The 13,954-nt window shown below is 62.9% G+C and carries 9 protein-coding genes; 7 read left to right on the top strand and 2 right to left on the bottom strand.

Annotation, left to right across the window (positions count from 1 at the left end; all coding sequences use genetic code 11):
- Window positions 1-50 precede the first annotated feature (50 nt).
- Both P3R38_RS12850 and P3R38_RS12845 read right to left on the bottom strand, forming a co-directional pair.
- Window positions 51-386, bottom strand: a complete 336-nt coding sequence (locus P3R38_RS12850) for a hypothetical protein (RefSeq protein WP_023380665.1) — start codon at window positions 384-386, stop codon at window positions 51-53.
- 106 nt (window positions 387-492) lie between these two features.
- Entirely contained in the window at window positions 493-1,356 is an 864-nt protein-coding gene (locus P3R38_RS12845) for a GGDEF domain-containing protein (protein WP_104881739.1), read from the bottom strand.
- 322 nt (window positions 1,357-1,678) lie between these two features.
- On the opposite strand from P3R38_RS12845, the gene mnxG reads away from it, so the two are divergent.
- The 7 genes from mnxG (at window position 1,679) to P3R38_RS12810 (ending at window position 13,946) form a co-directional block, all read left to right on the top strand.
- A complete protein-coding gene (gene mnxG, locus P3R38_RS12840) occupies window positions 1,679-7,534 on the top strand; it encodes a manganese-oxidizing multicopper oxidase MnxG (protein ID WP_027906918.1) in 5,856 nt (1,951 codons plus the stop codon).
- Between the two features lie 16 nt (window positions 7,535-7,550).
- The gene (locus P3R38_RS12835) at window positions 7,551-9,527 is read left to right on the top strand and encodes a cytochrome D1 domain-containing protein (RefSeq protein ID WP_023380662.1); all 1,977 of its coding nucleotides are present in this window, start codon (window positions 7,551-7,553) and stop codon (window positions 9,525-9,527) included.
- Complete coding sequence (locus tag P3R38_RS12830) at window positions 9,524-10,189, top strand: SCO family protein (protein WP_023380661.1); 666 nt, start codon at window positions 9,524-9,526, stop codon at window positions 10,187-10,189. The genes P3R38_RS12835 and P3R38_RS12830 overlap by 4 nt, the downstream gene beginning before the upstream one ends.
- Complete coding sequence (locus tag P3R38_RS12825) at window positions 10,186-10,851, top strand: SCO family protein (RefSeq protein WP_277686198.1); 666 nt, start codon at window positions 10,186-10,188, stop codon at window positions 10,849-10,851. The genes P3R38_RS12830 and P3R38_RS12825 overlap by 4 nt, the downstream gene beginning before the upstream one ends.
- Window positions 10,852-11,000: 149 nt before the next feature.
- Window positions 11,001-12,518: an ABC transporter substrate-binding protein gene (locus P3R38_RS12820; protein ID WP_277687212.1), complete on the top strand. Its 1,518-nt coding sequence runs from the start codon at window positions 11,001-11,003 to the stop codon at window positions 12,516-12,518.
- Between the two features lie 12 nt (window positions 12,519-12,530).
- Window positions 12,531-13,172 carry a SurA N-terminal domain-containing protein gene (locus P3R38_RS12815; RefSeq protein ID WP_023380658.1) on the top strand — a complete coding sequence of 214 codons (642 nt, stop codon included), beginning with the start codon at window positions 12,531-12,533 and terminating at the stop codon, window positions 13,170-13,172.
- Between the two features lie 237 nt (window positions 13,173-13,409).
- Window positions 13,410-13,946, top strand: coding sequence for a response regulator (locus tag P3R38_RS12810; protein WP_027906920.1), 537 nt, complete (start codon window positions 13,410-13,412; stop codon window positions 13,944-13,946).
- The last annotated feature ends 8 nt before the right edge of the window (window positions 13,947-13,954 follow it).

Genomic DNA, 13,954 nt, shown 5'->3' with positions numbered 1-13,954 from the left:
ATCAGGCCTGCGCGACCGGCCGAGCTGGCTCGACAGGTGGCGCGAAAGGGTTACTGCACGTTGTTGAGCTTGATCACATCACCGGAGATGGTGGTGGTGTAGCCACTGAGGACCCAAGCCCAGAACCAGTTTTCCTGCACTTGTGTATTGATCATGGCATCGCCACCCTTGGCCTTGATGGCCGCGTTCTGTGCGCGAACGAAGCGGTTGTTCTGGCGGATCGGAATGATGCCGAACAGCATGATACCCGTAGCGCTTGCCTGGCTGTGGCCGAGCACGGTGTATTCGTTGCTGTCATAGTGCCGAGATTGGATCGGTGCTCCGGTGCAACCGGCCAGAACCAAGCCAAGAACGGTTGCTGCTGCACATTTGCTGAGGTACTTCACTGACTTCTCCATGACACGAGGACCGGGATCCAATTCCCGGCGGCGACACTCTAGCGGCAGGGTTCAGGGATTGAAAGTCAGAGTAGTGGCATTTTGCCTAAAAAATTCAGCCCGTGGTGGAGCGTTGTCGTTTGACCCGGTACATATCGCCATCGGCACGGCTGAGCAGGGTATCGGCGTCTTCCCCATCTTCGGGGTAGTAGGCCACGCCAACGCTGCAGGACGGCATGTTCAGCCCATTGAATTCGGTCCCCAACGGCTCGGACATCACCGCCAGTATCTGCGCGACCTTCTCTGACACGGCGGTCTGCGATTGGACATCGGTCATCAGCACCGTGAATTCATCCCCACCGATGCGCGCCACCGTATCGGTCTCGCGCACGCAGCCTTCCAGACGCCTGGCGATCATGCACAGCACGCGGTCGCCCATCGCATGCCCATGGACATCGTTGATGTGCTTGAAATCATTTATGTCCAGGAACAGCAACGCCAGACTGCGGCCGTGACGTTGAGCAGCCCGCAGTGCCGATTCGAGCCGGTCGTTGAAAATCGAGCGGTTGGTCAGCTTGGTCAATGGGTCGTGGTGGGCGAGAAAGCGCAGATCCTCCTCAGCCTTGGTCAGAGCCGACACGTTCCGCGCGACGCCGATGCGAGCACCGATCTCTTCGGACCAGAAGGCCGACCACAGGATGTGCACGACTTCGCCATCCTTGCGCAGGTAGCGGTTACGAAAATCGAAATGGGGTTGACCGTTCATCACCCTGATGATCGACGCACGGGTCGCCGACAGGTCATCTGGATGCATGTAGTCGGTGATCAGGGTGCCCATCAGCTCTTCAGCGCGGTAACCCAGCAGGGCCTCGCACGCATCGCTGACGAAAACGATCTGGTTGTCCCGGTCGACTACGAACACAGTGTCCAGCATCAGGTGGATCAGTCTTGGGTAGAGTGTTTGCAGGTCGACGGGCATCGGCAACGGTGTCCTGTGCGGCACTTGATCATTGCCCGTTCTTGAAGAAGGGCGGCGTGTAATCCTGCAGATTTCCGGGGGGCTTGCGCAAGGGCCGACGCAAGATTTGCCAGCGGCGATATGTACTGAATAGGAAGCGAAAGCACCTTGAGTCCAACTGGCGCTTGCCAGTGGGTCCCCCCAATTGGGGGAACAGGGGTGGGGAATCCTCCCCAATACCGTTCGGTAGATTGTTCAAGTAATTGAAAATACTGCCATTTTACCAAATGGCATACACCTTGCTCCGTCTCCTCGCAGTTTACCTGTGTCCCGGAGGTGCAGCATGTCGACCCCGATCAAAGGCTCTGTCCTGACCTCACTCGTGCTGGCCGTCCTCGGTTGGCAGGCTACCAGCGAAGCGGCGGTGCAGTGCCAGCGCACCTTGGTCGCCAACGTGGTGGCATTGGACCAGCCCCTGATGTTCAACCGCCTCGGCGCACAAAACGCCAACGGCATGATGTTCGCACTCCGCCAGGATGTGGTGGATGAAAACCTCGTACCGCTCAGCAATGGCGGTGCGGCCGTACCGGGTAAGGTCACCCTGCGCCCGGACAAGCGCCCGCGGCCGATCGTGCTGCGGGTGGCTGCCGGTGATTGCCTGACCGTCAACCTGACCAACCTGCTCGATTACAAGGCCAACCCCAACAAACATGGCTTCGATGTGGAAGCACCTGAAGGCGAGGGGGAGGCGGAAGTCGAGAACCAGGTCGAGAATGAAGGCGGCGAAGGTTTCGTTGCCGATGAGCAGGTCGCCGAGCGACTGGTCGGCTTCCAGGTCAATGGCATGCAGGCGGTCAACAGCATTGCCGACATCTCTGCCAACACCGGTCGTAACGGCAATTTCCTGGTTGCGCCCGGCAGTACTCGCAGTTACACCCTGTATGCCGAGCGTGAAGGCGCATTTGCAGCCACCAGCAAGGCCGCGACCTTTGGCGGCGAAGGTGCCGCTGGCAATGTTGCCAACGGCTTGTTCGGGCAGGTGGTGGTGGTACCCAAACTGGGTCGTACTTACCGAAACACGTTGACTGAAGAGGAAATGCGCCTGGCCACGACGGGGCGTACTGCCACTGGCCAGCCGGTAATCGACTACGAAGCGCGATACCCGCAGGTCGAACCCTGGATCGCCGAAGGCAAGGCCGGCAAGCCGATCATCGCCATGGTCGACGGCAACGAGATTCTCAGCAGCGACACCGATGCGATCGTCATGGGGCCCAACCCGGACGGCAGTTTCCCGCGCTCGACCTATCCGCTGGAAAGCATCAATAAACGCAACCCGGCATTGCCCAACCGGCTGGAAGCCTTCCGCGACTTCGCCTCGCAGTTTGCCGATGAAGTCGCAGGCACCCAGGCGTTTCCTGGCTATTGGGCCGACCCGGTGATGGGGCATGTGCTGGAGCCGGCCCGCGACTCGTTCATGATCAACTATGGCTCTGGCGGCATGGGCGCGGAGGTGGTGGCCAATCGCCTGGGCGTTGGGCCGATGCACGACTGCCTGTCGTGCGCGTATGAAGAGTTCTTCCTGAGCGCCCATACCGTAGGAGACATCGGTACCCTGGTGGATGTCCCGGCCAACGTTGGCCTGGAGCACATCCGCCCAGGCGAAGTACCACCGGCCAGTGCCATCGGCGTCAAGGCCAGCATGGCGCTGTACCCGGCGGAGCCGGCCAACGTGCACCACAGCTACATCGGTGATTTCACCAAATTCCGCAACACTCATAATGGTCATGAACAGCACATTTTCCACTTGCACGGGCACCAGTGGCTGTTCAACCCCAATGACGACAACTCCGACTACATCGATGCCCAAGGTATCGGGCCGGGTATCGGCTACACCTACGAAATCGCCAACGGTGGCTCGGGCAACCGTAACCGTGTGGCAGGCGATGCCATCTACCACTGCCATTTCTACCCACACTTCGCGCAAGGCATGTGGGCAATGTGGCGGGTGCACGATGTGTTCGAGGAAGGCACGCGCCTGGAGGTCAGCGGGCAGGGCGAGAGCGGCTACCACAGCACGCCATTCGCCTTGCGCAGCGGCAAACCCGCTGCGGGCGCCCGTGCTTTGCCTGACGGCGAGATTGTCGCCGGTACGCCAATTCCGGCCATCGTGCCGCTCCCGGGCAAGGCAATGGCGCCGATGCCAGGCAAGGTCGTGGTGGTGCCAAAGCTGTCCGAGTCCCTGGTGGCTGGGCAGGAAGAAAACGAGGGTCAAGAGGAGGGTGACGACGATCATGGTCATGAGCCTGCAGTAGCCAAGGCGGTGGGCTCACTGGCACTGGTGGACCGTACCGAGGCCAACCGCAACGCCGATGGCACACTGAAGAACCCCGGCTATCCGTTCTGGATCGGCGGCATGGAGAGCAGTGTGGGCCAACGGCCACCGACCCCACCGCTGGACATGCTCGACCCGGCGTTGGCCCGACAACTGAAGGACAGCGGCAAGGCCCTGTGGGCCAACCTCGACCCGAACCAGGTCGATGGCTGGGACGGGGGGCTGGGCCGCCATGCACTCGACGGCGTATCCGCAGGTGGCGAGGCTGTCACCACCATGACCAAGCTGGACTTCTCCAAGGTGGTTGAAAAGGCCAAGCCCATCTACTTGCCGGAAGAAGGTACCGACGTCGAGCAGGCGGCCATGCAGTTCCACGCCAAGGCCGAACACCCAAGCTATGCGCTCATCCCCGGTAGCCAGCCGGTTGCCAAGGCGTTTCGCACCAACGGTGCACTGCCAACCGCGGGTGCACCCTTCTATGAGCCGTGCATGGATGACCGAGGCAAACGCCTGACCCAAACCTCGGGCCCCGGTGATTTCTTCAGTGGTGAAAGCCTGATGGGCATGAGCTTCCGCGGCTCGTCCACCTTCACCGCCGACCGTCCACGTATCTACAAAGCTGCCAACATCCAGTTCGACGCGGTGTACAACAAGGTCGGCTACCACTTCCCGCAGGCGCGTATTCTCTCACTCTGGGAGGACGCCTGGCCGGTCATCACCAAGCAGCGTCCACCCGAGCCGCTGGTGATGCGCATGAACACCTTCGACTGCACGATGTACACCCACACCAACCTGATCCCGTCGTTCTATGAAATGGACGACTACCAGGTACGTACCCCGACCGATGTGATCGGGCAGCACATTCACTTGCCGAAATGGGATCTCACGGCGGCCGATGGTTCGGCCAACGGCTGGAACTATGAAGACGGCATTCTCTCGCCTGGCAGCGTCGTCGAGCGCATAGCTGCCATCCGTTCCTTCAACAACTGCAGTGAAGGCGACGCGCGGGACGGCACCGCTGCCTGCCCGAAAGCCAAGCAACATCCGTATTTCGGTCGCTTCGGCAGGGCCGACTGGCTCGGCGCGCGCTCGGCAATGCAGCGTTGGTTCGCCGACCCACTGGTAAACGTGTACAACGTCGACCGTGGCTTGGGCACCATCTTCACCCACGACCACCTCGGCCCATCGACCCACCAGCAACTGGGCTTGTACGCCACCGTGCTGGCCGAACCCGCAGGGTCCACCTGGTACCACGCCGAAACCGGCGAGCAATTGTACAACCCGGCCCTGCGCCAGGACGGCGGCCCAACCTCGTGGCAGGCAGTAATCCAGACGGGGGATAACGATGGGGACGGCAAGAACGACAGCTATCGCGAGTTCTTCCTGGAGTACAGCGACTTCCAGCATGCCTATGAAGCCGGCGTGTATGTAGGTGCCGGTCCCGACGGCATCCCCAATGGTCAGGCCTATCCGGCTACCGGCGATAGTTTCCGCTACGCCATCAACCCGCCAGTGCGGGGTAAGGCGTCGAACCTGCTGGAAGCGATCGTCGAAGAACGCGGCGGCATCAACCCTGGCTGCCCGACCCGCCCATGCCCGCAGGCGATCTCCGTGGACGACCCCGGCATGTTCGTCGTCAACTATCGCAACGAGCCGCTTGCCCTGCGTGTGTTCGACCCGAACAAGGTCGGTCCGGACGGCAAGCGTGGCATGCAGGCCGACGGCCTCGGCGGCGACCTGAGCTATGCCCTGCAAAGCCGGACCGACCGCGCGATTCCGGCAATGAACCTGGCGCCTTCGGCGATCACCTCGGCAGTCGGGCCTACCGGTGGCACCACGCTGTTCCCGCCGCACATCAACAAGGCTGGCAGCGAGCCAGGCGACCCGTTCACCCCAATGCTGCGCACCTACTCGGGCGACAACGTCCGCCTGCGCATGCACGCTGGTGGGCATGAAGAGGAGCACAACGTCACTCTGCACGGTGTCAAGTGGCTGCAGAACGGCAGCGGCTTCGGCAACAGCTCCAACTCGGGTTGGAAGTCCTCGCAGATGATCGGTATTTCCGAGCAGCTGGGCTTCATGGCGCCGGTGTCGATGATCTCCAGTTCTGCCGCGACCAATGGCGATTATCTGTACTCCCTCGATGCGGCACTCGAGGGTTACTGGAACGGCATCTGGGGCATCATGCGCAACTATACCGCCCAACGCGCCGACCTCTACCCGCTGCCTAACAACCCACAGCCGGTGGCGATGCGTAACACGGTGAACTTTGACGGTATCTGCCCGAAAACCACCGCCAACCCCAATGGCATCGGCACCCGTACGACGGTCAAGCGCAACTACGAGATCGTTGCGGCGCTGGCCAACGACATTCTGGAAAACCGCAACGGGGTCAGCATCAACGACCCTGCCGGTATTGGCCAGCATGTCGGCGGACCGCTCAAGGCCAATGGCGGCACGCTGGTGTTCAACAGCCGCAGGACCAGCATCGCGCAAGTCTCGGGTGTCGATCCGGAGGACGGTGGGACCTTCACCATCGGTGGCCACAGCGCACCGCTGCATGACCCCACCGCCGTGCTGTATGTGCGCAAGGCCGACCTGGACGCCACCACCGGTAAGCTCAAGGCGGGGGTGCCGGTGGAGCCGCTGATTCTGCGCGCCAACGCAGGCGATTGCATCAGCATCACCCTGGAAAACCGTCTGCCCTTGGTGATGCCAGACCTGCCAAGTACCGCCGTGATGCACAACGTGGTCAAGCGCGACCGCTTCGACAGCGAAGGTTCCACAGCCTTCGCCAACAACCTGATGCGTCCGTCCAGCCATGTGGGCCTGCACGCGCAACTGCTGGCCTATGACATCACCAAGTCCGATGGCGTGAACGTGGGCCTGAACCCGGTGCAGACCGTTCCACCACGCACTGGTACCAGTGGTGCCTACCCGACCAAGGTGTACCAGTACTACGCCGGGCATCTGGAACGGGAGGGCAAGCCGGCGCTGCAACTGGGGCGCACGGTGGACAACATCAACACCACCCCCATCGAGTTCGGTGGCCTCAACCTGACCCCTTCGGACGTCATCAAACAGCCGCAGAAAGGCCTGGTGGGCGCCATGAGCATCCTGCCGCAAACCGCGACCTGGACCGAGGACACTGCCAGCCGCGCCCAGGCCACGGTGAAGGTCTCTGGCCAGCCGGACTACCGCGACTTCGTCACGGTCTGGCAACGAGCGCTGAACATGCGTTGGGCTGATGGCCGTCCAGTGGAAGGCATCAACACCGAGGGCAATGGGGCGGCGGGCGATCCCCAGGACAACGGCAACATGGCCGTCAACTACAAGACCGAACCGCTGTGGCTGCGCTTCGGCATGGCCCCGGACTCACCGTTCGGCCGCGCCGATGGCCTGGGCTTTGGTGACGTGCCCAATGCCCACATGGCCTACAGCAACGCCCTGGTCGGTGGCGACCCGCTGACCCCGGTGCTGTATGCCAAGCCTGGCCAGGCGGTGCGCAACCACATCGTCATGCCCAGTGGGGGCAGCCGAGGCATGACCTACCAGCTGGACGGGCATCTGTGGCCACTGCACGCGTACCAGGCAGAGAAGAACGATGTCGATGGCTACCCGAGCAGCTTGCCGGGGATCGGATCGGTCCGCTTCGGCTACAACCCGATGTCGATGTACATAGGTGCCCAGGAGAGTGTGCTGCCAGCCGCGCACTTCAGCTTCATGCTGCCAAGTGCCGGGGGCGCCAATGCCATACCAGGCGACTACCTGTTCCGCGACTATGCCGCTTACGGCAACCTTTCCGGGCTGTGGGGCATCCTGCGGGTAACCAACGAAGCACCGCCGACGACGGCGCCAGCGCAGTGACGAGGGGAACGCGAGCATGAACAAGAAGACTCGCCCTGCTTTGATGGGGGTAATGCTGGGGGTTGCGCTGATCGGCCTGGGCGTTGCGTATGAGAAGCTCTGGTGCGACCCTCGCGAGTTGTTGCAAGAGGCTGCCGACGAGCAGGCCCTGCACCGGATGAGCCGGGACGGCGTGACCGTGGAGTTCGAGGCGCGGCCACTGGCCGGTGGCGAGTTGCGCGAGGGCGATTTCGCCAACATCCGCTTCAAGGTGAGCGACCAGACCAGCGGTCAGCCGCTGTCGGGCATGGCGCCGGGTGCCTGGATCGACCCGGCCCAGTCGGCACCCAGCGGCGAGCGTGACAACAGCTGCAAGGCGAGGGTGGCGCTGTTCCTCAAAAGCAGCATCGGTGCCAGGCCCTTGCTCGACCTCAACAGCTACTTCCTCCTCGTGCTGAACAAGGACGCCAGCCTGACCGTGATCGACCCTACCGTATCGGTCGGCGGCGTGACCAGTACCTTGGCGCGCATCGAACTGCCAGGGCGGCCGATGGACTGGACTGCCACGGGTGACGACAAACAGGTGTTCGTGTCGATCCCAGAGCGCGGCAAGGTGGCGGTGATCGACACTGAAACCTTCACCCGCGTGGCAACGCTCGACGCCGGCGATCAGCCTGTGCGCGTTGCGCTGCAGCCAGACCAGCATCGGCTATGGGTCGGCAACAACAGCGACGACCCGGCCAAGGGCGGGGTGACCGTGATCGACATACCCGCACGCACGACGCTGAAATCGTTCGCCACCGGTTCCGGCCACCACGAAATCGCGTTTAGCGGCGACTCGCGCTACGCCTTCATCACCAACCGCGATGGCGGCACGCTCAGCATCATCGATATCCCCGAAATGCGCCTGCTCAAGACCCTGCAGGTAGGCCCGCACCCGCTTTCGGTGGCCTATTCGCAGCTGTCCCAGGCGATCTATGTGGTCGATGGCAAGGAGGGCTCGGTGCGGGTGTTCGATGCCCGCAGTCATCAATTGCGCCACATCATCAAGGCAGAGCAGGGCCTGGGACCGATGCGCTTTAGCAGCGACGGTCGCTACGGCATCGTGCTGAACACGCTGGAGAGCCAGGCCCTGGTCATCGATGCCAGTACCGACGTTTTGATCCACCGCATCCCAGTCGCAGCCGAACCGTACCAGCTGACCTTCACCAAAGGTTATGCCTATGTGCGCGGCCTGGCCTCGCCCAAAGTCAGCATGATCAACCTCAGCAGCCTGGGCGAGGGACGTGAGCCAATCACCCAGGGGTTCGAAGCCGGCCCCGCCGCGCCGCGCCAGGCGGGTGACTTGCCGCTCGCACAAGGCCTGTCGGTGTCACGCGATGACAACTCGGTGTTCGTGGTCAACCCGGTAGACAACACCACCTACTTCTATGCCGAGGGCATGAATGCCCCTATGTCCGGCTACAACAACCGGGGCCACCAGGCCCGCGCCGCCATCGTCATCGACCGCAGTCTGCGCGAACTGGCGCCGGGTGTGTATGGTTCGACGGTGAAACTGCCGGCGGCCGGCAAGTTCGATGTCGCCTTCCTGCTCAACCAACCGCAGATCATCCACTGCTTCAGTACCGATGTGACGAGCGCTCCCAATGCGCTCAGACGCAAGGGTGCCCATGCCGAATTCATCGGCACCGACCAACCTCTGGCGCAACAGGGCGCGTTCACCGCTCGGGTACGCATTCTCGGCGATGACGGCAAGCCACGCGAAGGGTTGAGCGACCTGAGCCTGCGCTACTTCCTGGCACCTTCTTCAATGCCGCGCACCGAGGCGTTGAAGGAAGTGGGCGAGGGGGTCTACCAGGCTGCGCTGAACCTGCCCGAGGCGGGCGCCTGGTACCTGCATGTCCAGTCGCCTTCGCTGGGTCGCAAGTTCGCCGAGGAAAACTACACCAGCCTGCGTGTCCTGCCGGCCACCGTGTCAAAAGCCCCTGAAGCTGAAACTAGGAGTGTGCGATGAACAGCCTGCATGCTTGCAAAGTGCTTGCCCTGAGCCTGGTCCTGGCCAGCAACCTCGCGCAGGCCCACGCCGGCCACGACCACAGCGGTGCCGCCGAGCAACCTCCGGCTGCGCGTCAGGAGAAGGCCAGCGTTCGTTTTGCCGATGTGGCACTGCTGGACCAGAACGGCATGCCGGTGCGCCTGGAGACAGACCTGGTGGGCGAGCGTCTGGTGGTCATGGGCTTCATCTACACCCGTTGCACCACGGTGTGCCCCGTGGTGTCTTCGATCATGGGCAAGGTGCAGCAGCAACTGGGCGGCCGCGTAGGTGAGGAGATCCAACTGGTGTCGATCAGCGTCGACCCCCAGCGCGATGACGCCAAGCGCCTGCGCGACTATGCCAAGGCCTTCCAGCATGGGCCTGGCTGGAGCTGGCTGACCGGCTCGCCCTATGCCATCAGCGAAACCCTCAAGGGCCTGGGGAGCTTCAGCGCCGACCTGCGCCAGCATCCGCCCCTGATTCTGGTAGGCGACGGTCGCAGCGGCCACTGGACGCGCTATTACGGCTTTACCGACCCGGCCGTGCTGATCGAGGAAATCAACCGCCTCAGCGCCCGCCGGGTGCACGCCAAGAGCACGGCGATCGCCGCCAACCCTGAGCAGTCCGAGGTGCAACCATGAGCAGCCTGACCTCTCGCCGTTGCGGCATGCGTAGTTTCGACTGGCTGATGCTTGTCGGTTGCCTGTGGATCCTCACCTCGGTGGCGTTGGCTCACGACGGCCATGCGCCGGATGCCCCGGCGCCACAACCGGCACCGTACGCGTACAGCAGTGGCGGCGGCACCCGCGACGCCCACACCTGGTTCACCGACACCCTGCTGGTGGACCAGAACGGTCGCGCGCTGCGCTTCTACAGTGATGTGCTCAAGGACAAGGTGGTGATGCTGAACGTAATCTTCACCCACTGTAACGACGCCTGTCCGCTGATCACTCGCAAGTTGCAGGAGGTACGAACCGCCATGGGGCCGGAACTGGCCAACCAGGTGACTTTCATCTCCATCAGCAGCGACCCGCTAAACGACACGCCTGCTGCGCTAAAGGCCTATGCCCGTAAGCAAGGTGTCGATGGCCCCAACTGGCTGTTCCTGACCGGTGACAAGGCCAGTGTCGACCTGGTGCTGGGGCGTATCGGCCAGTTCCTGCCTAGCCCCGAACAGCATTCGACCCAGTTGATTGCCGGGGATGTGGCAGGCAAACGGTGGAGCAAGATCCGTCCGGACGCACCGCCAGAGGCCATCGCCCAGCGTATGCAGCTGTTGGCCCAACCCCTTGCAGGTCGGTGAACACCATGTGCGGCCCTGTGTTCTTGGCCATGCGCCGACTGTTCATGGTCGCCACGCCTGCGCATTCCCTATGGGAGCGGCGTTGTGCCGCGAAGGGGCCGCAGTGCGCGCTCTCGTTCCGTCTGACTCCCACATCCGCGCTCAGCGCGATGCGAGGAGGCGTTCTGTGCCTGAGCCTGCTATCGAGTTTCTGCGCCCAGGCCCTGGATCTGACCGAGCACGAGCAGGCCGGCAAGCGCCTTTACCGCGAAGGCATTTCCAGCAGCGAAGCCCAGCTGTTGGCGCGGGTCGGTGCCAGTGGCCTGACCGTGCCGGCCCACGTGCTGCCCTGCGCCAGTTGCCACGGTGCCGATGGGCGTGGCCGCGCCGAAGGCGGAGTTCGTCCACCAAGCCTGGACTGGTCGCGTCTGGGGCTTGGCCAAGGCGAGCGCCAAACCAATGGCCGTAGCTACCCTGCCTACACCGACAGCACCCTGGCGCGCGCGATCCAGCAGGGTATCGACCCTGCTGGCAACCGCCTGGACGCGGCAATGCCACGCTTCGAACTGACCTTGGCCGACCAGCGCAACCTGACCGCCTACCTAAAGCGGCTGAGCGACGATCGTGACCCTGGTGTCGAGGAGGACGTGCTGCGTTTGGGCACGCTGTTGCCCGGCAGCGGGCCGTTGGCCGACGCTGGCCATGTGGTGCGCGCCGTCATTGAGGATGGCCTGGCACAGCTCAACCAGCAGGGTGGCATCCACGGCCGGCGTCTGGAGCTGGTGGTGCGGGACCCAGGCAATGATCCCTCCAGCGCCAGCCAGGCACTCGAACGCCTGCTGGACGAGCAGCAGGTGTTCGCGTTGATTTCACCCTTGGCACCGATGCTCGATGAACAGCTGGTGGCTGCGCTCGAGCAGCGTGGTGTGCCGTTGGTGGGCAGCACACCACGCAGCGGCGGCAGCGCGCAGATATTCGACCCTCTACCAGGGTTGCCCGCGCAGTTATTGAGCCTGGCCGAGCACGCACGGACGGCCCTGGGTGTGCCTGCCGATGGCTTGCAGGTGGTCTACGCCGGCGCCGAACAGGCATCGTTGGCCGAGCAGGTACGTGAACGCTTGCACAAGCAGGGCTGGGCTACCAGGCCTGCGCAGTTGTTCGCCGGCCAGGCGCTGGAGGCGCAGGGCGTTGTGTTCGTCGGTCGTGCGCAGGCCTTCACCGAACTGGCCAGTGCACTGCAGGCAGCCGGTCGCGATCCTTATTTGCTGGCGGCCTCCAGTCAGGTGGCGGGCGCTGTGGCGCAGTTGCCAGCGCAATGGTCGCAGCGTGTATTCCTGGCCTATCCGTTCGTGCCCGATGACTGGACCGAGAACGGCCTGGCGACCTTGGCCGGCGTACAACGCCGCCAGGGACTGGACCCGCGCCAGGCTTCGCTGCAGGTCAACACCTTGTGCGCCTTGCGCCTGTTGACCGACGCCTTGAAGCAAATCGGTCGCGACGCTAGTCGCGAACGACTGGTGGTGGCGCTGGAAGGTTTGCATGACGTCAACACGGGCCTCACTCCGGCCCTCAACTTCGGCCCCGGTCGTCGCCAAGGCATGGCGGGCGCTCATGTGGTGGCCGTGTCATTGCCTGGGCCGCGCTTCACCGCCGTTGCCCCGTACCGGCCGTTGCCGGAAATGCCTTGAGTGGAGGTGGCCATGCGTATGCTGATGCTGGCGCTGTTATGGTTGCTTTCCAGCACCGGTTGGGCAGAGCAACCAGCGGCGCGGGTCAATGGTGTGGAAATCGGTGTAATGCGCCTGGAGCGCTACTTCAGCGAATACCTCGATGCCCAGGGCAGGGCTGTGACCAGTATCCGCAATCCGGGCCTGTACAAGCGCCTTCGCGACCAGGCGCTGGATGAATTGATCGATAAGGAACTGCTCTGGCAGGAAGCCCAACGACGCGGCATCGTCATCAGCGACGAGGAGGTATCGGCTCAGGTCAGCCAGCTGGAAGCGGCGTTCGGCAGCCCGGCGGTGTTCGAACGAAAGCTGGCAGAGGCGGGGTTCGATAGGGCAAATTACGCTGATTACGTGCGTCACGAACTGGCCGCGCAGCAGGTCTATGCCCAGCTAAGCGTCGTCGATGAGCCTGGCAAGCCCGAAGTAGAGGCGTTCTACCGAGCCAATCGACAAAGACTGCAAGGAACGCAGAACCAAAGTGATAACCCTTCTGTCATACCGGAACAAGGGCTGGAACTGGCCAGGGCCGCGCTCATCGAGCAATTGCAAGCTCAGGCGCGGCAAGCCGTGCGCCAACGTTTGCGAGATTCCGCTACAGTGGAGGTCGCCGACTGAGCCCGGCAGTAGCGTTTCCCCAATGCTGGGGAAACCCGGCTTGGCAATGTGCTATCACCTCCCCCGGAAGTGGGGAACCGAGCACATCCTTGGCGTGAAGCGTTCGAAACACGCCTGCCAAATCAATGACTTACAGTGGTGCAACATGACCCTTCACGCCTGGCACGAAGCCTGCTCAAGCCTTATCGAGGCCGCACTTCGCAGACTGGGTAACCGGGTAGTTCTTGGGAGTCGACCTTGGTGAACAGAGTATTGGTAGTCGATGACGAACAGACCCTTGCGCAGAACCTGCAGTCGTATTTGCAGGCGCAAGGCCTGGAAGTCCATGTTGCCCACGACGGTGCCAGCGGTATTGGCCTGGCTGAGAGCCTGGCGCCGGATGTGATCGTGCTGGATTACCGCTTGCCCGATATGGAGGGTTTTCAGGTTCTGCAGAGCGCGCGTGAGAAGAACAGGCAATGCCACTTCGTGCTGATCACCGCCCACCCGACCGTTGAGGTCCGTGAGCGAGCCGCCGAACTGGGAGTGACCCATGTCCTGTTCAAGCCGTTCCCATTGGCGGAACTGGCCCGCGTGATCTTCGACCTGATGGGCATGCAACGCCAGCGCAGGGCTACGGACCACCCAGCCGAAGGGTTCGTCGAACGACGCCAGAACAGGAACGAATCGTTCCCCTTGCAGTTGTACGATGGCAGCTGGGTACTGGCCGATCGCCGCCGTCATGGCGCCAAGCCTCCAGAACCTGACGACGATCAACTGCTCACCGGGGAATAGCGGCGCCC

This window comes from Pseudomonas sp. NyZ480 (genome assembly GCF_029537255.1).
In the GTDB taxonomy this organism is placed as follows: domain Bacteria; phylum Pseudomonadota; class Gammaproteobacteria; order Pseudomonadales; family Pseudomonadaceae; genus Aquipseudomonas; species Aquipseudomonas taiwanensis.
Note: the sequence above shows the minus strand (reverse complement) of the source record. Positions and strands in the feature narration are given on the sequence as shown.